The sequence below is a fragment of the Variovorax sp. PAMC28562 genome (assembly GCF_014303735.1).
Lineage (GTDB): Bacteria > Pseudomonadota > Gammaproteobacteria > Burkholderiales > Burkholderiaceae_C > Variovorax.
On the sequence record NZ_CP060296.1, the window covers coordinates 1202379 to 1224372 of the forward strand.

Genomic DNA, 21994 nt, shown 5'->3' on the forward strand with positions numbered 1-21994 from the left:
TGCGATCGCCCGCTTCAAGCCGTAAAGCGGCGGTCGTCGAGCCGGCGCGCGCGGCGGCGCAACATCGCGAGCATCGACAGCACCACCGCGATGGCGCCGAGCGTCTCGGGCTCCGGTGTGCTCGGCACCTCGGCACCGAGCGTGGCGCCGCCGACAGCCAGCTCGCTCACGCCTTTGGGCAACGGCACCGGCTGGTCGACGCCCGCCGTGTTTTGCGGCGCGACATTGCGCACCACCTTGTCGACCGCGATGAAGCTGGTGTACTGCGTGAGCAGGCTGTATTGCAGGCCGAGATCGGTGATGCGCTGCTTGAAGCTGTCGCCGCCTTCCAGCGTTTCCTGGTCGTTCAGCGACGCGATGCGGTGGCGTGCCCACAGGCTGCGCAGTGCGGCGGTGTCTTGACGCACGGCGCCGTCGACCTTCAGTTCGTGCCGGTACGGGCCGTTGGCGCTGCGGCCTTCGATGACGATGCGGCCCTTGGGCGCTCCACCATCCGAGTTCGCGCGCCACTTGCCGAACACGATTACCGGGCGCTCGCCCATCACGTCGGGCAACGCAGTCGGCTCGACGTCGTACACATCGATGCCTTCGAACTTCGCCTTCACGCTGGCCAGCACCGGCGACTCGACCATGCGCCGAAAGCGCGCAGCCTGCTCGGTGGCCTGGATCGGGTCGGTGATGATGAAGGGCTCGCCCATGCCGGCCCGCGCAATGCCTTCCATCAGGCTGCGGTTGACCGACGAGCCGATGCCGAAGGCGAACACGTTGGCTTGCGACAGGTTCTTGCGTACCAGCTCGAAGGCCTCGCGCTCGACCGTCACGTAGCCGTCGGTGATGACCACCACGGTGCGCGACACGTCGGGCTGCTTGGGCTCGGCGTAGACGCGCTTCAGCGCGGGGATGAGCTCGGTGCTGCCGCTGCCGCTGTAGTTCTGGATGGTCGCGAGCGCCTGTTCGATGTTGGCACGCGTCGCCGGAACCGAGTGCGGCGACAGCATCTTGTTGCTGCCTGAAAACAGCAACACATTGAAGGTGTCGCTGGTGCGCAGCCCGCCGATCAGTTCACGGAGCACGACCTTGGCCGTGTCGAGCGGAAAGCCGTGCATCGAACCCGAGATGTCGACGACGAAGATGTAGTCGCGTGGCGTGATGGCGGTGGCCGCGACCGACTTGGGCGGCTCGACCATCGCGAGGAAGAAGTTCTCCGCGGCTTCACCGTTCGGACCTTGGCCCTGGCCTTTGTAGAGCATCAGGCCGGATTCGATCTTCTCGCCAGCCAAGCGGTAGTCGAGCACGAAATCGCGGTTGTCCGCCGGCTCTGCACTTTGCGTCAAGATGACGTCCGCGTGTTTGTCTGCATCGCCCTTCTTCACGTCGATGCCATGCGTGCGCGAACGCACTTCCTTGATGCCCATCGGCGTGTCGATCGCCACCTTCATGGCGAAGATCGTGCCCGGCGGCACGGCCGCACGCAACACCGGTTGCGCGACCCAGCTCGCGTTGGCCTGCGACGACTGCGGACTGTTGTAGCGCGGGCCGACCACCGTCGGAAAGACGAACTGGTAGTTACCGGCCTGCGGCACCAGCAACTCGGTGTAGCGCAGCTCGACCTGAATGTCGTCGCCCGGCAGGATGTTGGCGACGTTCATCTGGAACACGTTGGGCAGATGCTGTTCGAGCAGCGCGGCCGTCTTGCCTTCTTTCTTTGCGGTGTCGTACTCGATCTGCGCCTGAAGCTTCTCGCGGATCTGCGCGGTGATGAGGCGATCGGCCAGCCGCACGTTGAGACCGTTCACCGCCGCCTTGGTCGAGCCGGGGAACACATACTTGGCTTCGATGGCGCGCTGGCCTTCGTTGCGGTAGTGCTGCGTGACCGTGACGTCGGCGATGACGCCCGTTATGTGCACTTTGACCTCGGTGCCCTTCAGCGGCAGGCGGTCGACCGTCGGGTCGTCGCTCTTCACGAAGAAATACGGGCTCTCGGTTTTGAGGCGCGGGCCGGGTGCTTCCTGGGCATGCAATGGCCGCATGCCGAGGGCGACGAAGCCCAGCGTAGCGAGGCCCACAGTGATCGCCCAGAGCCAGCGGCCCGGACGGGTCGACGCGTCGTTGTTGTCGTTGTTGTTTAGGTTGTGGCAGGTGTCCATGACAGCTTCTTCTCCGGTGCGTGCAACGGTGCACGGAGTCGAATGTCGGAGCCCAAGGAGAAGCCGCAATGAAGCCTTCGCGCGGTGACTTCGAAGGCCGCACGCCTGGTGTGAAGTCTGTGTGAAGTGACGCTGTCGATGCACTTCACACGGACTTCGGATGGCGAGGCGAGCATCGGGTCGTTCCACATCCAGGGAGAGAAAAAAATGTTCAAGAACCTTCGCAATTCAGTGCTGTTCAAGATCGGTGTGCTCGTGCTGCTGACATTGTTGTTGTGCATCCCGCTGGCCGAGATCGGATCGCTGATCAACGAGCGCGGTGGCAGTCGACGGGAAGCAGCAGAAGAGCTCGGCCAGACCTACGCCGGTCCGCAGACGCTGGTCGCGCCGCTGCTCATCGTCCCGTACACCGAGCGCTGGTCCGAAGAACAGCGCAACAGCGCCGGCAACGTAACGGGCACTGTAGGGAAGACCAAATCGCTCACGCACATGGTGTTTCCAGAGACGCTTCGCATCGAAGGCACCATGGCGCCGCAGCAGCGCTATCGCGGCATCTTCAACGTGCTGTTCTATACCTTCAATGCCGGGATGGAAGGGCGCTTTGCCGTCTTCGATCCAGCGTCGATCCCGCGCAGCGAAACCGGGTCCACGATTGAAGCGGGCACGCCATACCTCGCTCTCGGCGTCAGCGATTTGCGTGGCCTCGATGGCTCACCGGCGCTGACGCTGGCTGGCGAAAGGCTGCGCTTCATGCAGCGCGTTCCGGGCCTTGGCAAAAAAGATGCATGGCTCGCTGGCGGTATTCATGCGCCGCTGGCCGGTGGCGCGTTGAAAGCGTGGAGCGCGAGAGAAGCGCTGCCGTTTACTTTGAAGCTTGGCTTGGTCGGGCAAGAGACGCTGTCCATCGCGCCGATCGCCGACGACACGACTGCGCATATCACCTCGCCATGGGCCGCGCCGAGCTTCGGTGGACGTTTTCTGGCATCGGAGCGCAGCGTGACGCCTCAGGGCTTCGACGCACACTGGCGCGTTTCTTCGCTGGTGAGCGCGGCGCGCGAGCAGGTGCGCTCTGGTGTGGGCGGGCCCCAGGGCAACGCGTTGGAAACTTTCGACGTGACGCTGGCAGAGCCGCTCAACGTGTACGCGATGTCGACACGCGCCGTAAAGTACGGAGGGCTTTTCGTCGGACTCGTGCTGATGGCCGGCTTCATGTTCGAACTTTTTCGCAAGTTGCGGCTCCATCCTGTGCAATACGGTCTGGTCGGCCTTTCGATCGCGCTGTTCTTCCTGCTGCTGCTGGCGCTGTCTGAAAAGCTCCTGTTCTGGCAGGCCTATTCTGTTGCTGCAACAGCGAGCGTGTCGCTGCTCGCCGTGTACTTCAGCTCGGTGCTCGGCGGCTGGCGGCGCGGCGCTTCTTTCGCTGCCTTCGTGGCGCTGTTGTATGGCGCGCTGTACGGGCTGCTCGCTTCCGAGAGCAATGCGTTATTGCTCGGCGCCTTGCTGGTGTTCGGCATGCTGGCGGTACTGATGCTGGCGACGCGCAAGGTCGACTGGTACGCGCTGTCGAACGCAACAACGGGCCAGCTAGACACCCGCACTCCGTGACGTCTGGCCGCGTCGACACATTTATTCAGATATTGAGGTTCGCATGGTTCCGATTCGCAAGCTTTTGAAATGGACTGCCGTTACTGTGGCGGCCGGCGCGGTGTCGCTGCTGCTCGTGGGCGGTGTCGCGCTGGCCGTGATCTATCCCAAGCTCCCGGACGTATCGTCGCTGTCCGACTACCGGCCGAAGCTGCCGCTGCGCATCTTCTCGGCCGAAGGCACGCTGATCGGCGAATTCGGCGAAGAGCGACGCACGCTGACGCCGATCGCGTCTATTCCCAAGTCGATGAAAGACGCGGTGCTCGCGGTGGAAGACGCGCGCTTCTACGAGCACGGCGGCGTCGATTCGCTCGGCCTGATGCGCGCGGTGCTAGCCAATCTACGAGGCGGCATGCGCCAAGGCGCTTCCACCATCACGCAGCAGGTGGCGCGCAACGTCTATCTGAGCTCCGAACGCACGCTGAGCCGCAAGGTCTATGAGGCGCTGCTCGCCTTCAAGCTGGAGAGTCGATTGAGCAAGGACCAGATCCTCGAGATCTACCTGAACCAGATCTACCTCGGTAACCGGGCCTATGGCTTCGCGGCCGCGTCGGAGGTCTACTTCGGCAAGCCCCTGCAGGACATCACGGTGGCCGAAGCCGCGATGCTGGCCGGCCTGCCGAAGTCGCCCGGCACCGCCAACCCGATCAACAGCCCGACGCGCGCGCGTGCGCGGCAGCTCCATGTGATCGACCGCATGAAGGACACCGGCTTCATCACCGCTGCACAAGCCGATGAGGCGAGGCAGGAGCCGCTGCATCTGCGCGATGCGTCGGACCCGAACCGGCCGCACGCCGAATACGTGGCCGAGACGGTGCGGCAACTCATGTACGCGCAGTACGGCGACAGCATCTACACGCGCGGCCTGTCGGTGCAGACCACGCTGGTGGCGGCCGATCAGCAGGCGGCGTATCGCTCGTTGCGCAAGGGCATCATGGACTACGAGCGACGCCAGACATACCGCGGCCCCGAGGCTTTCGTCGATTTGCCAGACGACCCCAAGGCGCTCGACGATGCGGTCGACGACGCATTGGCCGATCACCCGGACAACGACGACGTGATGTCCGCCGTGGTGCTCACCGCGGCACCGAAGTTGGTGACTGCGGTGCGCGGCAACGGCGACATCCTGCAGATCACGGGCGATGGCCTGCGGCTCGGCCAGCTCGGTCTTTCCGACAAGGCCGGCCCCAACATCAAGGTGCGCCGCGGCGCGGTGATCCGCGTCATGAAGGCGCCACGCAACACGTGGGAGATGGCGCAGCTGCCCGAGGTCGAAGGTGCGTTCGTCGCAGTCGATCCACGCGATGGCGCGATCAAGGCGATGGTCGGTGGCTTCGACTTCGGCAAGAGCAAGATGAACCGCGTGACGCAGGCGTGGCGCCAGCCAGGCTCGAGCTTCAAGCCCTTCATCTATTCAGCCGCACTCGAGAAAGGTTTTACGCCGGTGACCTTGGTCAACGATGCGCCGCTCTTCTTCGATGCGGCCACCATCGGCGGCCAGCCGTGGGAGCCGAAGAATTTCGAAGGCACCTACGACGGTCCCATGTCGTTGCGGCATGCGCTGCAGGAGTCGAAGAACCTGGTGACGATTCGCGTGCTGCAGTCGATCGGCACGGCGTACGCGCAAGACTGGATCACGCGCTTCGGCTTCGACAAGGACAAGCATCCGGCGTACCTGCCGATGGGTCTGGGTGCGGGCTCGGTGACGCCGATGCAGATGGCGACCGCCTACTCGGTGTTCGCCAACGGTGGCCACCGTGTCGATCCGCACCTGGTGGTGCGCGTGACCGATCGTGATGGCAAGGTGCTGAGCGAAGTGAAGCCACCGGTGCTCGACGAGAGCAACCGCGCCATTCCGGAGCGCAATGCCTATCTGATGGACAGCTTGCTGCAGAGCGTGATGAAAAGCGGCACCGGCGCCAAGGCCTATCAAGCACTGAAGCGCGACGACATCTACGGCAAGACGGGCACGACCAACGATTCGGTCGACACTTGGTTCGCGGCGTTCCAGCCGACGATGGTCGGCATCGCATGGGTCGGCTACGACACGCCGCGCAAGCTCGGTGTGCGCGGCGAGACCGGCGGCAGCCTGAGCTTGCCGATCTGGGTCGGCTACATGCAGGCCGCGCTCAAAGGTGTGAAGGTCGCTGAAGTTCCCGAGCCGCCGGGGCTGATGCACGCGGACGGCGAGGTGTTCTTCGACGACTACGGGCCGGGGCGCGGCGTGGCGAGCCTGGGTCTGGATGCGAACCCGACTGCACCAGCGGAAACCTTGGCGGGGGAGCAGGTCGCACCGGTTGCGCCCGTCGAGGAGCGCAACCGGATTCTCGACATGTTCAAGTGACGGTTCGATTCGTGTCCCTCGCCAGATAAGACAGCGGCAACGTCAACGTCGCAATCGCCCCGCCGCCCTTCGCATTCGTCAGCTCGATGCGGCCACCGTGCAACGCGGTGATCTCCTTGACGAAGGCCAGTCCGAGGCCGGTGCTCTTCTTCAGCGTGTGCGGACGCGCCAGCGAATAGAACTTCTCGAACACCTTGGATTGCGCGTAGTCGGGGATGCCCGCCCCGTGATCGCGTACGGTGACGACAACGTTGCGGCTCGCTACACGCAGTGCGAGCGTGACCCCTGCGCCGTCAGGCGAAAAATCGATCGCGTTCGCGAGCAGGTTGCTCACGGCCTGCTGCAAAAGGAACCGATCGCCGTCGCAATACAACTCACCGAGGTCTTCTCGCGGACCGTCGACCTGCACTGTGATGCCGCGCGCCGCAGCGCTGGTGCCGGCGCTGTCGGCCACCTCGCGCAGCAGCACGCCGAGCGCGACCGGCTCGGTACGGTCCAGCACGCGGCGTGTCTCCAGCGCGGTGAGCTCCATCATGCGGTCGACGATCTGCTGGATGCGCTCGGTCTCTTGCGCGATGTTGCCGAGGAAGCGCTCGCGTTCGGCCTCGGGCATGCTGCTTTCCTGCATCAGCTCGGCCGCACCGCGAATCGCCGAGAGCGGGCTCTTGATCTCGTGGGTGAAGGTCTGAACGTAGTCGGCGACATAGTTGCGGCCGGTGAGGGCGTCGCGCATTTCTCCGAACGCGCCGCGCACCATGACGATGGCGCGCCGCACCATGCGCACCGGATGAAAGCCGCGCTGCGTGCGCAGCCATGCAATGTAGTCGGCGGTGAGGCCGAAGGGTCGCACCAGCCACACCGAGAGGATGAGCGTGAAGAGCAGCAGCGCCGCGGCCGATCCGGCACCGACCCACAAGGTGCGCGCCCGCGCGTCCTCGATGAACTGGCCGAAGCTCTGCACCGGCTTGCCAAGGCTGACGACGCCGACGATCTCGTTGTTCCAGCGGATCGGCGCGCCGACGTACATCACCGAGGTGCGCGGATCGCTCTCGACGTCGCGTGAGGTGCGGGCGCCGTAGAGGCCGGCGAGCGACTTCGTCACGTCGTTCCATTGCGAGTAGTCGGCGCCCTGGTTGCGCCCGAGCGAATCGAACAGCACTCGGCCGTTGCGGTCGGTCACGTAGGCGCGCAACTCGACGCGGCTCTTGTGCAGGTTGTAGATCTGCGCGGAGAACTCGCGCGCGTAGACCGATTTGAAGATGGGGTCGAGCCGGGCCGGATTGATGGCACCGGCGATTACGTCCTGCTCCACCATGCTGGCCATGAGCTGCGTCGTGTCGACCAACGACTCTTCGGCCGACTCGCGGTAGCGCGGATTGATATCGAGCACCACACGATACAGCAGGAACGCGATGCCCGCGCTGTAGATCAGCAGGACGCCGATGAAGATACGGGTTCTCCGGCTCACGCGCTCAAACCGGTGTAGGCGGCAGGTCTTCGTTCAACGCATAGCCGGTGCCGCGCAGCGTGCGGATCGGCTCGACGTCGGGCGCGATCGCCTTGAGCTTGGCACGCAAGGTCTTGACGTGCGCATCGACCGTGCGGTCGAAGCTGTCGCTGGCGTCGTCCCACACGTGCTGCAGCAACTCGTCGCGCGTGAAGACGCGGCCGGGCCGCTGCACCAGCAGGCGCAGCAGGCCGTACTCGTAGCGCGAGAGTTCGAGCGGGCGGCCGTAGTAGCGGATTTGCATGCGCTCGGCGTCGAGGGCGAAAGGTGTCTTGCCGACGACGACAGGCGTAATCGCTGCGGGCGATGCGATGGTCGGTGCAATGGTCGGTGAAAGAGGAGCGGCTGCCGTTGTGGCCGTGGGCGCAACGCCCACATGCCGCACGCTGCGCCGCAACACGGTCCGCACCCGTGCCACCAGTTCTCGTGGCGAAAAAGGTTTGGCGATGTAGTCGTCGGCACCCAATTCGAGCCCGACCACGCGGTCGATTTCGTCGCTGCGCGCGGTCAGGAAAATCATCGGCACTTCGGGTGCGCCGGTGCTTTGCGTGATGGCCTGCAACCGCTTGAAGAGCTCGAAGCCGTTGAGGTCGGGCAGGCCGATGTCGAGGATTGCCAGGGCTGGCGGCTGCGCGGTGAATTGCGCGATGGCTTCTTGCGCCGTGGCACACCACACCGGCTCGAAGCCATCGGACTTGAGTACGTACTGCAGTGTGTCGGCAATGCCCGATTCGTCTTCCGCGATCAGGATGCGCAGTTTGGATGACGCCGATGGCGGCGTTGGAATCGATGGCGGATGCGGGGATGACATGCCCGGCATCGTAGCCGCGCCTTCGCGGCCTGCGCTCACCGGGTCGGGTAGCTGCGTCAGGCGCTCGTCTCCAATCCGAAAGTGTTCAGGCCGACCCAGCAAGGTCTTCAAGGATCGGGCAATCGGGCCGCGCATCGCCATGGCAGCAATGCACCAGATGCGCCAGCGTGCTGCGCATGGCCTGCATGTCGACGATGCGCTGTTCGAGTTCGTTCAGGTGCTGCTGTGCGATGCGCTTGACACTGGCACTGGCCCGACGGCGGTTGTGCCACAGACCGACCAGCTCGCCTATCTCGCCCATCGAAAAACCGAGATCACGCGCCCGCTTGATGAAGCGCAGGCTGTGCACATCGGCATCGCTGTATTGTCGGTAACCGCTGTCGGTGCGTGCGACTGAAGGCAGCAATCCGAGACCTTCGTAGTGCCGCACCATGCGTGCCGACACGCCGGAGCGCCGCGCTGCTTCTCCTATCGCGACATGGACCGGGCTGATGTCGGCGCTGCGCACCTATTGCACCCGGTAGCCGGCGTTTTCGATGGCGGCAACGATGTCCTGGCGCGGCTGCAGGCTCAGCACGTCGACATGGCCGGTCTCGAGATCGACGGTCACTTGCGCTTCAGGATCGACGGCCTGCACCGCGTTTTGCACCGTGCTCACGCAGTGTCCGCAGCTCATGCCGGTGACGTTGAATTTCTGACTCATCTTGATGCTCCTTTGGATTCGACGATTGAACAGAACTCCGAGTTTGAACCTTCTCACGATGTCAATGTCCAGCGCAGGGTCTCATTTGCAACTTGACCTTGCCATGGTGTGAGGCTTTAGTCTCCGGGCATGGATTCTTCGATGGCTACCCCGGCTCCCTCGCAAACCTTCGACATCGCCATCGGCGGCATGACCTGCGCGTCGTGCGTCGCGCGCGTCGAGAAAGCGCTCGATCGGGTGCCCGGCGTGCTCAGTGCCAGCGTCAATCTCGCGACGGAGTCGGCGAGGGTGGTCGCCTCGTCGTTGCCCTCGGGAGTCGGCGAGCTCGATGCATTGTTGCGACGGGCGGTGCGTTCTGCCGGCTACGAGCCGCGCTCGGCGAAAGCGGCCGCTGCGCTGTCCGACGCGGCGGCGGCATCGCCCTGGCAAGGCTTCGCGCCGATCGCGCTGGGCATGTTGTTGTCGGCGCCGTTGCTGGCACCCATGCTGTTCATGCCTTTCGGCATCGACCTCATGCTGCCGGCGTGGGCGCAGCTGTTGCTGGCTGCGCCGGTGCAGTTCTATCTGGGCGCTCGCTTCTATCGCGCAGGCTGGCATGCGGTGCTCGCGCGCTCCGGCAACATGGACTTGCTGGTCGCACTCGGCACCAGCGCGGCATTTGGACTGTCGCTGTGGTTGTGGTGGCGCGGCGTGCCGCATCTGTACTTCGAGGCATCGGCCGTGGTCATCACGCTGGTGCTGCTCGGCAAGTGGCTGGAGGCGCGTGCCAAGCGGCAGGCGACGTCTGCCATTCGTGCGCTGCAGCAGTTGCGGCCCGAGACAGCGCATCTGCTCGCGGAGCCCGGCACGCGCGGTGGCCGGATTGTCGAGAGCGACGTACCGCTCGCAGAGGTCATGAAGGGTGATTGTCTTGCGGTACGTTCCGGCGAGCGCGTTCCGGCCGATGCACGCGTGCTCGAAGGCGAGTCGGAGGTCGACGAAGCGATGCTCACCGGCGAGCCTCTGCCAGTGCCCAAGCGGCCCGGAGATTCGCTGACCGGCGGCTCGATCAACGGCGATGGTCGGCTGGTGATCGAAGTGCGCGCCGTCGGTGCCGAGAGCGTGCTGGCGCGAATCATTCGGCTGGTCGAGGACGCGCAGGCGGCCAAGGCGCCGATTCAGCGACTGGTCGATCGGATCGCCGCGGTCTTCGTGCCGGTGGTGTTGCTCATCGCGCTGGCAACGCTCGCAGGCTGGATGCTGCATGGAAGTGGCGTGGAGATCGCGATGATCCACGCGGTCGCGGTGCTGGTGATCGCCTGCCCGTGCGCGCTTGGCCTGGCGACGCCCGTCGCTGTGATGGCCGGCACCGGCATGGCGGCGAAGCGGGGCATCCTGGTGAAGGATGCGAGTGCGCTCGAGATGGCGCGCCGTGTCGACACGGTGGCGTTCGACAAGACCGGCACGTTGACGTTGGGGCGGCCCGTGCTGACTGCGCTGGCGTCGCTCGAAGCGGGCAAGGGCGCATCCACTGCAGACGGCATTGCACAAGACGAAGCAGCATGGCTGGCCATCGCTGCGGGCCTGCAAGGCGGCAACGCGCATCCGCTTGCGCGCGCCGTGACCGATGCCGCTTCGCGGCGCGGCATGACGGCGTATGCGCTCGATGGGCTCAGGTCATGGCCAGGTCGCGGTGTGCGTGGCGACGTCGCCGGTCAGAGTTGGGCCCTTGCCAGCCTGCGCTGGTGTGCGGAGCTCGGTGTGGCGGTCGATGCGACCGCGCTCGAGCGGTTGCACTCACACGGCGCCACCGTGTCGGCGCTGCTGCGCTTCGATGCCAGCGACGCGGCCCAGGCCGTCGCGTTGCTGGCCTTCACCGACGAGCCCAAGCCGCATGCTGCCGAGGCCATCGCCACGCTGCATGGGCGGGGCCTGCGTGTGGTCATGATTTCGGGTGACAACGCGCAGGCCGCGCATGCCATGGCAGCACGGCTGGGCATCGCAGCCGATGACGTCTTCGCCGACGTATTGCCGGCCGACAAGGCCGCGCAAGTCACCGCGCTGAAGCAAGGCGGCCATGTCGTTGCGATGGTCGGCGACGGCGTCAACGATGCGCCGGCGCTTGCCGCCGCGGATGTCGGTATCGCGATGGCAAACCCGGACGGCGGTACCGACGTCGCCATGGAAGCCGCCGGCATCACGCTGATGCGCGGCGATCTCGCCTTGGTGGCCGAGGCGCTCGACGTGTCGGCGCGCACCGTGGCCAAGATCCGGCAGAACCTGTTTTGGGCCTTCGCCTACAACGTGGCCGGCATCCCGCTCGCTGCCTTCGGCTTGCTGAGCCCGGTGGTGGCGGGGGCGGCGATGGCGGCTTCGAGCCTGAGCGTGATGGCGAATGCGCTGTTGCTCAAGCGCGAAGGTCGTCGCAGCGGTCGATAGCGCGCAGGTCGGTTTCAGCGCACCGGCTGCAACTGCATCCGCACGCGGCGCGCCGCTTCTTCAGCTTTCGCGTCGTCGACTTCGCGCAGCACGTTGCCCACATCGACCGGGCCGGTCTGGCGCGCGAAGCGTCCGGTGAGCGGCGTCTCGACCTGTAGGGCGCCGCTTTCGTACAGGGACCAGATCTCGTCGCCGAAATTCGTCTTCAGCAACTCCGGCGCGAACTGCCCGAAGAAATTGCGCAGATTGGCGACGTCTCGCAGCAGCATGCGGTTGGCGTGGTTGTTGCCGGCCGCGTCGATCGCCTGCGGCAAGTCGATGATGACCGGGCCGTCGGCTGCCAGCAGCACGTTGAACTCCGACAAGTCGCCGTGCACGACACCGGCGCACAGCATGCGCACGACTTCCTTCACGAGCGTCGCATGGTGTCCGCGCGCTTCGTCAGCGGTGAACACGCAGTCGTTGAGGCGCGGCGCGGCGTCGCCGTCGGCGTCAGTCACCAACTCCATCAGCAGCACGCCTTCGGCGAAGTTGTAGGGCGTGGGCACGCGCACGCCGGCCGCGGCCAGGCGGTAGAGCGCGTCGACCTCGGCGCTTTGCCAGGCGGCTTCGGTGGCTTGCCGGCCGAACTTGGTGCCCTTGGCCATGGCGCGGGCCTGGCGCGAGTTCTTGACCTTGCGGTTCTCGGTGTAGTCGACGGCCTGGCGAAAGCTGCGGTTCGTCGCTTCCTTGTAGATCTTGGCGCAGCGCGTCTCGTCGCCACTGCGTACGACGTAGACCATCGCCTCTTTGCCGCTCATCAACTGGCGCACGACCGTGTCGATGAGGCCTTCGTCGACCAAAACCTGAAGTCTGGGAGGTGCTTTCATCCGGCGTATTCTGCTCTGTACGCCAGCTCGGTTTCCCTTCTGGTTTCTTCTCAATCCTTCAACGGAGTCCTTTCATGCGACACAACCCTCTGGGCCGAACCGGCCTCTTCGTTTCTGAACTTTGCCTCGGCACGATGACCTTCGGTGGCAGCGACGGCATCTGGGGAAAGATCGGCGACCTGCAGCAGAGCGATGCCGAGCGGCTGGTCGGCCAGGCGATCGACGGCGGTATCAATTTCATCGACACGGCCGATGTGTACGCGGGCGGACTGTCGGAACAGATTACCGGTCAGGCGCTGAAGAACCTGAAGGTCCCGCGCGAGAACATCGTGGTCGCGACCAAGGTGTTCAGCGACGTGGGCAAGGGCCCCAATGCGCGTGGTGCGTCGCGTGGCCACATCATGGACGGCGTCAAGGCGAGCCTGAAGCGGATGCAGCTCGAGTACATCGACCTGTATCAAATTCATGGCTTCGATCCGGCTACGCCGATCGAGGAAACGGTGCGCGCGCTCGACCAGCTGGTGCGCCACGGCCATGTGCGCTATGTCGGCGTGTCGAATTGGGCCGCGTGGCAAATCGTCAAGGCGCTCGGCATCTCCGAGCGGCTCGGGCTGGCGCGCTTCGAGTCGCTGCAGGCGTACTACACAGTCGCCGGCCGCGATCTCGAACGCGAGATCGTGCCGATGCTGAAGAGCGAAGGCGTCGGCCTGATGGTGTGGAGCCCGCTGGCCGGCGGCCTGCTCAGCGGCAAGTTCGGCCGAGAGCAAAAAGGCGAAGCCGGCAGCCGCCGCGTCGAGTTCGACTTTCCGCCGGTGAACAAGGAGCGTGCCTGGGATTGCGTCGACGCGATGCGGCCGATCGCTGAAGCCAGAGGTGTGTCGGTGGCGCAGATCGCGCTGTCGTGGCTGCTGCATCAACCGCAAGTGACCAGCGTGATCCTCGGCGCCAAGCGACCCGATCAGCTGACCGACAACATGGCTGCAACGAAGGTGTCGTTGAGCGAGGACGAGCTGAAGAAGATCGGCGATGCCAGCGCACTGGCGCCTGAATATCCGGGGTGGATGTTCGAGCGGCAGGGGGAATTGCGGCGCGGGCAGATGGCGGAGCGGGCTGCGCCACGGTAAGCGTGGAGTTGGCGCTCTTCGCGTCAAGCCTTCGTTAGCAGCACGACCGATAGGGTCAGCAACACCGTTTGCACCGCCCAAGCCCGTCGCAAACCGACGGTTGCACCAAGCACTGCGCCGGTCACCCACAACCCCGCCGCCACGCAGCCGAGGAGCGCGGCATCCACACCGAACGACAGCGCGTCTGCCTGCCACAGGAAGGCAAGTATCGCGGCGACCCACAGCATGAAGTGCGCGGCGCCGGTCCACTGCTGAACACGCGAAAGCGAAGGATCGAAGCGACGCACTGCATCGAGCGCGAACGGTGGTTCGGGAAAGCGCGTCGCCACATCGGGCGGTCGCCACCCCGGCGCCTTGAACCACACGCGCAGCTTGTCGCGCCAGCGCCGTGCATGCCAGGCATCGCGCAGCAAAGGTACATACGGCCCGAACACCGCGCGCATGGGACTCCAGCTGTCCAGCGGCTTGCGCGTGCCGTACACGCAGGGCGTGCGTTCTTCGGCGAAGGTGCCGAACATCCGGTCCCACAGAACCAGCATGCCGCCGTAGTTGCGGTCGATGTATTCGTCGTTGACGGCATGGTGCACGCGATGATTCGACGGCGAAGAGAACACGCGATCGAACCAGCCGAGCTTGCCGATGTGCTCGGTATGAATCCAGAACTGGTAGACCAGCACGATGAGCCCCGCCACGCCGAACTGCTCGGGTGGCACGCCGAGCAAGGCCATCGGCAGGTAGAACGGCCAGCCCAACAACGCGACCGTGCTCTCTTGCCGCAACGCGGTCGAGAGGTTGAAGTCCTGGCTCTGGTGATGCACCGAGTGCGCTGCCCAGAACACGGCCGACTCGTGCCCCGCACGGTGCAGCCAATAGTCGCAAAAGTCGAACAGCACCACGGCCAGAACCCAGCCGATGGCGCTGTCCCAGAAAGTTTCGCCGGGCGGATGGATCCACCGCGTCGCCAGCGGAAACACCATCGCGTAGAGGCCGATTTGAAAGAGCTGCGTGCAGACCGCAGCGGCCTGGCTCAACAAGCCCTGGCTCAGGCTGCTGATGCTGTCGTTGAGCCGCCAGGTGTTGCGCCGCTTACGCCAACCCCAGGCGAACTCGAGCGCCATGAGCAACGCGAATACCGGCACCACCAACACCACCAGACGATGCACGAGATGCTTCGCTCAGTCGGTGAGACTGGCGCGACTCGCGACCAGTACGGCGTTGGTACCGCCGAACGCGAACGAGTTCGAAATGGCGTGCCGCAGCCGCGGTGCCGCGCGCGCGGCGCCGCGCACGAAGTCGAGCGCGAACGCCGCATCGGGCGTCTGCAGATTGGCCGTCGGCGGCACGCTGCGACGCTCCAATGCGCGCAGCGTGGCAACCAGCTCGACGGCACCGCCGCCGCCCAGCAGGTGGCCGTGAATCGCCTTGGTCGCACTGACCGGCACGGCATCGCCGAACACCTCGTTCACCGAGATTGCCTCTGCCGCATCGCCGGCGCCGGTGGCGGTGCCATGCGCGTTGATGTAGCCGATGTCGGCTGCATCGAGGCCGGCATCACGCAACGCGGCGCGCATGGCACGCACTTGGCCGCCCGCATCGGGGTTGGTCATGTGCACGCTGTCGCAGTTGGTGGCGTAGCCGCTCAGGAAGGTGGTGGGCTTCACGCCGCGCGCCAAGGCGTGCGCTTCCGATTCGATCACCAGCGCAGCAGCGCCTTCGCCGAGAGCGAAGCCGACGCGGTCGGCCGAGAACGGACGGCATGCAGTCGAAGGGTCGTCCGCCGGTGGCTGCGCGGTGACGCGCATCGAATGCCAGCCAGCCATCGTGCCGGACGTGAGCATGGCCTCGTGCCCGCCGACGATCGCGATATCGATCCAGCCGCCTCTTATCGCGCGCATCGCTTCGCCGATAGCGACAGCCGATGAGGCGCATGCGCAGGCATAGCTCAACGCCGCACCACGCGCACCGAACAGCAGGCCGAGCTCGGCCGCGGCGGCGTTTGGCATGGTCGTGAGCACCGCGGTCGGGCGGATGCGTCGCTTGTGGCGATACAGCGCGATCGCCGTTTCGTCGAAGCTCGCCGAGCCGGCCATGCCGCTGCCCCAATACACGCCGAGGCGTTCGCCGTCGGGTGGCGTTTCGGCCAGGCCCGCCATGGTGAATGCATCGCGTGCCGCAGCGATGGCCATGGCCGTGCCGCGGTCGAGCGGCAAGCGCGATGTGCTGCGTTCGGAGTCGTCGAAGTCGCAGGATGCGACGGCGAGCTGCATCGCATCGAGCCCTTCGATTTCAAGCGTGAGCGCGCGCACCGCAGAACGACCCGCGAACAGCGCGTCGTCGAATTGCGCAAGCGTGTGGCCGAGCGGCGTGACGAGGCCGATGCCGCTCACGCCGATGCGTGCGCCCTGGCCGTTGCTCATGCGCGTGCTGAGCTCAGCACCGGCTTCATCGCGTTCGCAAGCGGTGCCACGGGGGTCGCTGCGGGCGCGGGCAGATCGTCGATGACTTCGCACAGCCGTTGCAACGTGATGCCGGCCTCGCGGGGGTCGAGACGCTCTTCCGGAATGCGCAGGTGAAACGCATCTTCGACAGCGAAGACGAACTCCATCAACGCCAGCGAGTCGAGGCCGAGGTCGGTCAACGTCGTCGTCGGTTGAACGGCTGCGGCCTCGACCTTGAAGTCGCTCCGCAAAATGCCGGCGATGGTGTTGAATGTGGGCGATGTCGCGGACGTCGTCGAGGTTGTCGTTGCGGTCATGTGGATCTCCTGTGTGCCGATGGTGAGAGTCCGTGCGTCAGCCAGCGCTGTGCGCGATGGTCGAAGCGAACTCGAGGGCGTGCCGGACCACTTGATGGCGGTCGTTGTCGATGGTGATCATGTGATAGCTGTCACCCAGCACCACGGCACGAAAAGAAGCGGAGCGCAGTCCGCGCGCAAGCAGATCGAGGTTGCCCACGCTGGCCACTTCGTCCTGCCGCGCATGCAGCGCGAGCACGTGATCGCAGACCACGCGGCCAAGCTGGCTGCGCACGTGGCGCATCAGGCGATGGTGTTCGCGCATGTGTGCGATACCGATCACCGAAGAACCTGCACTGGAAATGCGACGCGTGCGCAGTTCGCGCTCGATCCATGCGCGCACACGCTCGTTCTTGACGCCATAAGGCGCGCGCTCACGGTACTTCCAGAAACGGCCGAGCGGCGTGTACAGCGCCAACGGCAGCAAGAACTGCCAGCGCGGAACGGCCCAGCCGTCGAAGCGCAAAGTAGTCGACATCAGCAGCAGTGCATCGACGCGGCGCTCGCAGCGGATGGCTGCGGCCAGCGCAAGCGATGCGCCGGCTGAAATACCGACCAGCATCACGCGCTCGTGTGACGTGCGCAGTGCGTCGATGCGACGTTCGATCGAATCTATCCACTGCTCGAACGGAGCTGCTTTTTGCTTCTCGACGCCTGGATTGAAAGAGTAGCCATCGATCGACATCGGGTGCACCGAGTAACCCACGCTGCGCAGCGCGCTTTGCACGCCCTGCAATTCATCGGGCGTGCTGCACAAGCCGTGCAGCAGCACGACCGCTGTGCGACTGGCCGTTGAATGATCTAAGCCGTGGTCGTGTCCAATGACAAATGCGGGCCGCGCGCTCAACGGTAGACCCCTGGCCTTTTGCTGATAACCCGCTCCCTGAAAATCACCTGCTGTCGTATGCTCATGCCCCGTTTATCGCGCCGAGCGGCTGACGTGCCGCTGACCCTCTGATTGCGTATAAACACGTACTTTCGACCACCGTTTTCTCCAGCTAAAACCGATGCGAATACTTCTTGTCGAAGACGACGCCGTACTGCGCGAAGTGATGCTGCGCAGCCTCGCGGATGCGGGGCATCGCGTCGATGTCGCATCGAATGTCGATGACGCCGATCACCTGTGGCGGGTGCAGCCGTTCGATGCGGTGCTGCTCGATCTCAACTTGCCGGTGACCGGTGCGATGGGCAGTGTAACTGGCAGCGGCCTGACCGCGTTGCGCCATGCGCGGGCTCGTGGCGACCGCACGCCGGTACTGGTACTGACCGCACGCGACCGCACCGAAGAGCGCATCGCCGGTCTCGATGCAGGCGCCGACGACTACCTCGGCAAGCCCTTCGATCTGGCCGAAGTCGAAGCGCGCTTGCGGGCCTTGGTGCGACGCGCCAAGGGCACCGAAGACATGGTCACGCTCGGCCAGCTCAAGCTCGATCGCAAGGCACGGCGCTTTGCGATGGGCAGCACGCCGCTCGACTTGCCGGCGCGCGAGTTCGAGGTGCTGTGGGAACTCATGAGCCCGCCGGGTCATGCGGTGAGCAAGCGCTCCTTGTCGGACAAGCTCTCGACCTTCGATGAGGCGCTCGGCGACAACGCGCTCGAAGCCTTCATCTCGCGCCTGCGCAAGAAGCTGCTGGGCAGCGGTGCAAGCATCCGTACATTGCGAGGCATCGGTTACCTGCTGGAAGCCGAACAGTGAACGCGCCTTCGCTGACGCAGCGTCTGCTGCGCAGCGTGCTGCTGCCCTTGGGCCTGACATGGCTCATCGGCACGGCGGTGGCGATCTTCATCGCCAACGTGTTGACCGAGCAGGCCTTCGATCACGCGATGCTCGACGATGCGTATTCGGTGTCGACCAACGTGCAGGTGAGCGATGGCGGCATCGAGCTTTTGCTGTCGCCGCGCGAAGTGACCACGGTGCTTTTCGATCAGGTCGAAACCGTGTACTTCGCGGTGCTGCGGCCCGATGGTTCGCTGCTTGCAGGCAACGCCGGGCTGGAAGCGCCGGCGCCTGGCGAAAACGCGCAGCTGCGCTTTTCGGACATCGTTTTTCAGGGCAATGCGTTGCGTGCCGTGGTGCTCAGGCATGACTCGCCAAATGCCTATCAAGTCATCATCGCGCAGACCACGCGAGCCCGTTCCACGCTGGTTGCGCGGCTGCTCAGCTATGCGCTCACACCGCAACTCATCCTGCTCGCCTTGTTGGCGCTGTGGATCTGGCGGCGTATCCGAAACGACCTGCGGCCGTTGGGTGAGCTGCAACGCGCACTCGACCGCCGCGATGCGCGCGACCTCGCGCCGGTGCCGGTGGCGCAGACGTCGCGTGAGTTGCAAAGGCTCGGCAATACCGTCAACTCGCTGTTCGAACGGCTCGGTTCAAGCGTCCGGGCGCAGCGGGAATTTGCCGGCAATGTGGCGCACGAGTTGCGGACGCCGCTGGCCGGCATTCGTGCGCTGGCCGAGTACGGACTCGCTCAGCCAAACCCCGTGGTGTGGCGTGAGCAACTGGAACGCATTGCGGCGAGCCAGGCACGCGCGAGCCGCCTCGTCGACCAGCTGCTCGGCCTCGCATTGGCCGATGAGGCGCACGCGGGATTGCAACGAGAGCCGGTTCGGCTCGATCGCCTCGCTGAAGAAGCCGTCATGCGGCACCTGACGCGCGCCGATGCGAGGGGCGTCGATCTCGGTGCGATCGGGCTTGAGAAGCCTGTCACGGTGGATGCCAACGCCGCATTGATCGAAGGCATCCTGGACAACCTCATCGACAACGCGATGCGCTATGGCGGGCGCACGATCACGATCGAACTCGCAGGCAGCACGCTCAGTGTGGTGGACGATGGCGCCGGAATTCCGGCCGATGCGCAACGTGAACTGGTGCAGCGCGGGTCGCAAGGTGCGGCGGGGCAGAAGCTGGGCCAGGGCGCCGGACTCGGACTGTCGATCGTGGCGCGCTACGCCAAGCTGCTTGGCGCCGAGCTCACGCTGGAAAACGACGCGGCCACCGGTGGCTTGCGCGTCAACGTCGCGTTCGCTGGCGCCTGAGACGCGCGCCACTTTCAAGGCGCGAATTCGGCTATGCCCAGGCTGCCGGGCGTTATGCGAGCGCCGGATAGTCGGTGTAGCCCTTTGTGCCGCCGCCGTACAACGTGGCCTTGTCGAGCTCGTTCCATGGCGCGCTTTCGCGGATGCGGCGTACCAGGTCCGGGTTGGCGATGAAGGGCCTTCCGAAGGCCACGAGATCGTCGCCTTCCTTGACCGCGATCTCGGCCATCGGCTTGTCGTAGCCGTTGTTCACCATCCAAGCGCCCTTGCCGCCGGCCTGGCGGTAAGCAGCCTTGAGCGCTTCGTAGTCGAACGGCCTGTCGTCCAGTTCACGCGGGCCACCGGTGGCGCCTTCGATGATGTGGATGTAGGCCAGCCCGAGCGTCGCCAAGTGCTTCACGACGTAGGTGAAGAGCGGTTGTGGATCGGCGTCTTCGACGCCGTTGGCTGGCGTCACCGGCGACAGGCGGATGCCGGTCTTGCCGCCGCCGACGGCATCGACTACGGCGCGCGTGACTTCGAGCGTGAAGCGGGCGCGGTTCTCGATGCTGCCGCCGTAGTCGTCGGTGCGCTGGTTGCTGTTGGTCTTCAGAAACTGGTCGAGCAGGTAGCCGTTGGCGCCGTGAATTTCGACACCGTCGAAGCCGGCCGTTTCAACTGCGTTGCGTGCCGCAGTGGCAAAGGAGTGAACGATGCCGGGGATCTCTCCAGCGTCGAGCGCGCGGGGTTCCGAGGTGTCGACGAAGCCTGCCACGCCGTCCTTGATGAGCACGGTCTTGGTCTTGGCGGTGATGGCCGAAGGTGCGACGGGTTTGCCGCCTTCGGGTTGCAAGTCGATGTGCGACACGCGGCCCACGTGCCAGAGTTGCACGACGATCTTGCCGCCGTCGGCATGCACCGCGTCGGTCACCTTCTTCCATGCGTCGAGCTGCTCGGTGCCGTAGAGGCCCGGTACGTCGGAGTAGCCCTGGCCCTGCTGGCTGATCGCGGTTGCTTCGGTGATGAGCAGTCCGGCGCTGGCACGCTGCGCGTAATAGGTCGAGGCGATGTCGGGCGGAACGGCGTTGGGCGAGCGATTGCGCGTCAGCGGCGCCATCACGATGCGGTTGGCGAGGTGCAGGTCGCCGGCTTGTACGGGGTCGAAAAGTGTGTGCATCGGGATCAGGTCTAAGTTGGACAAAAGGGGACGAGGGCGGCAAGGTTAGCGCCGCGCGCGCAAACGTGCTGTGACAGGGTTGTCGTGCGGTGTCGGCCGGGTGTCGCAAAATGATCTGCCGACCGCCACGAGCCCATGACCTTTTCGTCCAAGCCACCCGACACGCCAGCCCTGGCCGCGCTGTCATCGGCGGCGTCGCGCTCTGTTCGAAGCCCGCTTCGAATGGCCCTTGCGCTGTCGATGGGTGCAGCGGTGTCGCTCGGCATCACGCGCTTCGCCTATGGCCTGCTGTTGCCACCGATGCGCGCCGATCTGGGTTGGAGCTATGCGCTGGCCGGCGGCATGAACACCGCCAATGCCTTCGGCTACCTGATGGGCGCGCTGGTGATGCCGGCCTTGATGCGGCGCGTCGGCCCCAAGCGCTTGCTGGTGTGGGGCGCGGTGCTGGCGAGCATCTTCATGGCCGCGAGCGGCTTCGTCGAAGCGGCGCCTGCCCTGTTGTTGCAACGCTGGCTCGCCGGCGTGGCCAGCGCATGGGTCTTCGTGGCGGGTGGGCTGCTGGCTGCGCGGCTCGGCGCCGAGCACCCGACGCGCGCCGGCTTGTTGCTCGGCATCTATTACGGCGGGACTGGCTTCGGCATCTTGCTGTCGGCGTTGCTGGTGCCGCCGGTGCTGCATGCGGCGGCGGGCGTGCCGCACGGTTGGGCCTGGGCGTGGTGGATGCTGGCGGCGGTGAGTGCCGTGGCGACGATGGTGTTGGCGGTGACGGTGCGTGCGCTGGACCGCAATACAGCACGCCGAACGACCGTGCCCACGAACACGGCGGAGGTGCGAGTCGGTCCGCGGCCCGTGCCGGTGCGCCGCTTCGGCTGGGCACTCGGTGGCTACACCTTCTTCGGCGCAGGCTACATCGGCTACATGACTTTCGTCATCGCGCTGCTGCGGGAGCAGGGCGCCAGCGCCGGCGGCGTCACGTTGTTTTATTCGTTGCTCGGCGTGGCCTGCGTCGCGTCGTCGCGTCTTTGGGCTGGCCTGCTCGATCGCTATCGGGATGGTCGACCGCAGGCACTGCTGAACACCTTGCTGGGCATAGCGACCTTGCTGCCGGTGTTGAGCACGTCGTGGCCTGTGGCGGTGGCGTCCGGTGTACTTTTCGGCGCGGTGTTTCTGTCGGTGGTGGCATCGACCACGGCACTGGTCCGGCACAACCTGCCAGAAGCGCAGTGGGCCACCGGCATCAGCGCATTCACGATCGCTTTCGCGCTGGGGCAGATCGTCGGACCGACGGTGGCGGGCTGGATTTCCGATGGTTCAGGGGGCCTGGCGCGCGGGCTCGTCGTGTCGGCGATCACTTTGTGGATCGGCGCTGCGTTGGCGTCGAAGCAGAAGCCTTTGGCAATGCCGACATGACGACGGTCGGGCGCGCTCCCGTCATTG

Annotated in this window: 18 protein-coding genes; 7 read left to right on the forward strand and 11 right to left on the reverse strand. The window is 65.4% G+C overall.

The genetic code is table 11. The features are described from left to right. Positions 1-14 precede the first annotated feature (14 nt). Complete coding sequence (locus H7F36_RS05690) at positions 15-2147, reverse strand: VIT and vWA domain-containing protein (RefSeq protein ID WP_187053768.1); 2133 nt, start codon at positions 2145-2147, stop codon at positions 15-17. A 207-nt stretch (positions 2148-2354) separates the two neighbouring features. Here H7F36_RS05690 and creD point away from each other — a divergent pair, with 207 nt between their 5' ends. Together creD and H7F36_RS05700 are read left to right on the forward strand one after the other, a co-directional pair. Then, entirely contained in the window at positions 2355-3752 is a 1398-nt protein-coding gene (gene creD, locus H7F36_RS05695; protein ID WP_187053769.1) for a cell envelope integrity protein CreD, read from the forward strand. Positions 3753-3795: 43 nt separating this feature from the next. Continuing rightward, a complete protein-coding gene (locus tag H7F36_RS05700) occupies positions 3796-6135 on the forward strand; it encodes a penicillin-binding protein 1A (RefSeq protein WP_187053770.1) in 2340 nt (779 codons plus the stop codon). Here H7F36_RS05700 and creC read toward each other — a convergent pair. The 4 genes from creC to H7F36_RS05720 all read right to left on the reverse strand — a co-directional run bounded on the left by creC (position 6128) and on the right by H7F36_RS05720 (position 9156). After that, positions 6128-7603 (reverse strand): two-component system sensor histidine kinase CreC, encoded by a 1476-nt coding sequence (gene creC, locus H7F36_RS05705; RefSeq protein WP_187053771.1) that lies wholly within the window; start codon positions 7601-7603, stop codon positions 6128-6130. The two genes, H7F36_RS05700 and creC, sit on opposite strands and share 8 nt — an antisense overlap. A gap of 4 nt (positions 7604-7607) precedes the next feature. Further along, positions 7608-8453 (reverse strand): two-component system response regulator CreB, encoded by an 846-nt coding sequence (gene creB, locus H7F36_RS05710; protein ID WP_187054815.1) that lies wholly within the window; start codon positions 8451-8453, stop codon positions 7608-7610. An 85-nt stretch (positions 8454-8538) separates the two neighbouring features. Then, positions 8539-8886, reverse strand: a complete 348-nt coding sequence (gene cueR, locus H7F36_RS05715) for a Cu(I)-responsive transcriptional regulator (protein WP_261802613.1) — start codon at positions 8884-8886, stop codon at positions 8539-8541. Between the two features lie 75 nt (positions 8887-8961). Beyond that, positions 8962-9156, reverse strand: coding sequence for a heavy-metal-associated domain-containing protein (locus H7F36_RS05720; RefSeq protein WP_187053772.1), 195 nt, complete (start codon positions 9154-9156; stop codon positions 8962-8964). A 129-nt stretch (positions 9157-9285) separates the two neighbouring features. Between H7F36_RS05720 and H7F36_RS05725 the strand changes: the two genes are divergently transcribed. Next, positions 9286-11574 (forward strand): heavy metal translocating P-type ATPase, encoded by a 2289-nt coding sequence (locus H7F36_RS05725; RefSeq protein ID WP_187053773.1) that lies wholly within the window; start codon positions 9286-9288, stop codon positions 11572-11574. A gap of 14 nt (positions 11575-11588) precedes the next feature. Here H7F36_RS05725 and H7F36_RS05730 read toward each other — a convergent pair whose 3' ends face one another. Then, positions 11589-12443 (reverse strand): PA4780 family RIO1-like protein kinase, encoded by an 855-nt coding sequence (locus H7F36_RS05730; protein ID WP_187053774.1) that lies wholly within the window; start codon positions 12441-12443, stop codon positions 11589-11591. Positions 12444-12517: 74 nt separating this feature from the next. On the opposite strand from H7F36_RS05730, the gene H7F36_RS05735 reads away from it, so the two are divergent. Beyond that, the gene (locus H7F36_RS05735; protein WP_187053775.1) at positions 12518-13567 is read left to right on the forward strand and encodes an aldo/keto reductase; all 1050 of its coding nucleotides are present in this window, start codon (positions 12518-12520) and stop codon (positions 13565-13567) included. A gap of 23 nt (positions 13568-13590) precedes the next feature. Here the strand turns inward: H7F36_RS05735 and H7F36_RS05740 are convergent, their stop codons facing one another. Genes H7F36_RS05740 through H7F36_RS05755 form a run of 4 tightly spaced genes read right to left on the reverse strand, consistent with a single transcriptional unit; the run spans position 13591 to position 17133 of the window. Beyond that, on the reverse strand, positions 13591-14730 hold the full coding sequence (locus H7F36_RS05740) for a sterol desaturase family protein (RefSeq protein WP_187053776.1): 1140 nt from the start codon (positions 14728-14730) through the stop codon (positions 13591-13593). A gap of 12 nt (positions 14731-14742) precedes the next feature. Further along, entirely contained in the window at positions 14743-15984 is a 1242-nt protein-coding gene (locus H7F36_RS05745; RefSeq protein ID WP_187053777.1) for a beta-ketoacyl-[acyl-carrier-protein] synthase family protein, read from the reverse strand. Then, positions 15981-16322 carry a phosphopantetheine-binding protein gene (locus H7F36_RS05750; protein ID WP_187053778.1) on the reverse strand — a complete coding sequence of 114 codons (342 nt, stop codon included), beginning with the start codon at positions 16320-16322 and terminating at the stop codon, positions 15981-15983. The genes H7F36_RS05745 and H7F36_RS05750 overlap by 4 nt, the downstream gene beginning before the upstream one ends. A gap of 37 nt (positions 16323-16359) precedes the next feature. Then, positions 16360-17133 carry an alpha/beta hydrolase gene (locus H7F36_RS05755; protein ID WP_261802509.1) on the reverse strand — a complete coding sequence of 258 codons (774 nt, stop codon included), beginning with the start codon at positions 17131-17133 and terminating at the stop codon, positions 16360-16362. 235 nt (positions 17134-17368) lie between these two features. On the opposite strand from H7F36_RS05755, the gene H7F36_RS05760 reads away from it, so the two are divergent. Beyond that, positions 17369-18058: a response regulator transcription factor gene (locus H7F36_RS05760; RefSeq protein ID WP_187053779.1), complete on the forward strand. Its 690-nt coding sequence runs from the start codon at positions 17369-17371 to the stop codon at positions 18056-18058. Beyond that, a complete protein-coding gene (locus H7F36_RS05765; protein ID WP_261802510.1) occupies positions 18055-19401 on the forward strand; it encodes a sensor histidine kinase in 1347 nt (448 codons plus the stop codon). Before H7F36_RS05760 ends, H7F36_RS05765 begins: the two co-directional genes overlap by 4 nt. A 52-nt stretch (positions 19402-19453) precedes the next feature. Here H7F36_RS05765 and H7F36_RS05770 read toward each other — a convergent pair whose 3' ends face one another. Then, complete coding sequence (locus tag H7F36_RS05770) at positions 19454-20557, reverse strand: alkene reductase (RefSeq protein ID WP_187053780.1); 1104 nt, start codon at positions 20555-20557, stop codon at positions 19454-19456. 135 nt (positions 20558-20692) lie between these two features. Here H7F36_RS05770 and H7F36_RS05775 point away from each other — a divergent pair, with 135 nt between their 5' ends. Further along, on the forward strand, positions 20693-21967 hold the full coding sequence (locus tag H7F36_RS05775; RefSeq protein WP_187053781.1) for a YbfB/YjiJ family MFS transporter: 1275 nt from the start codon (positions 20693-20695) through the stop codon (positions 21965-21967). Positions 21968-21994 lie beyond the last annotated feature (27 nt).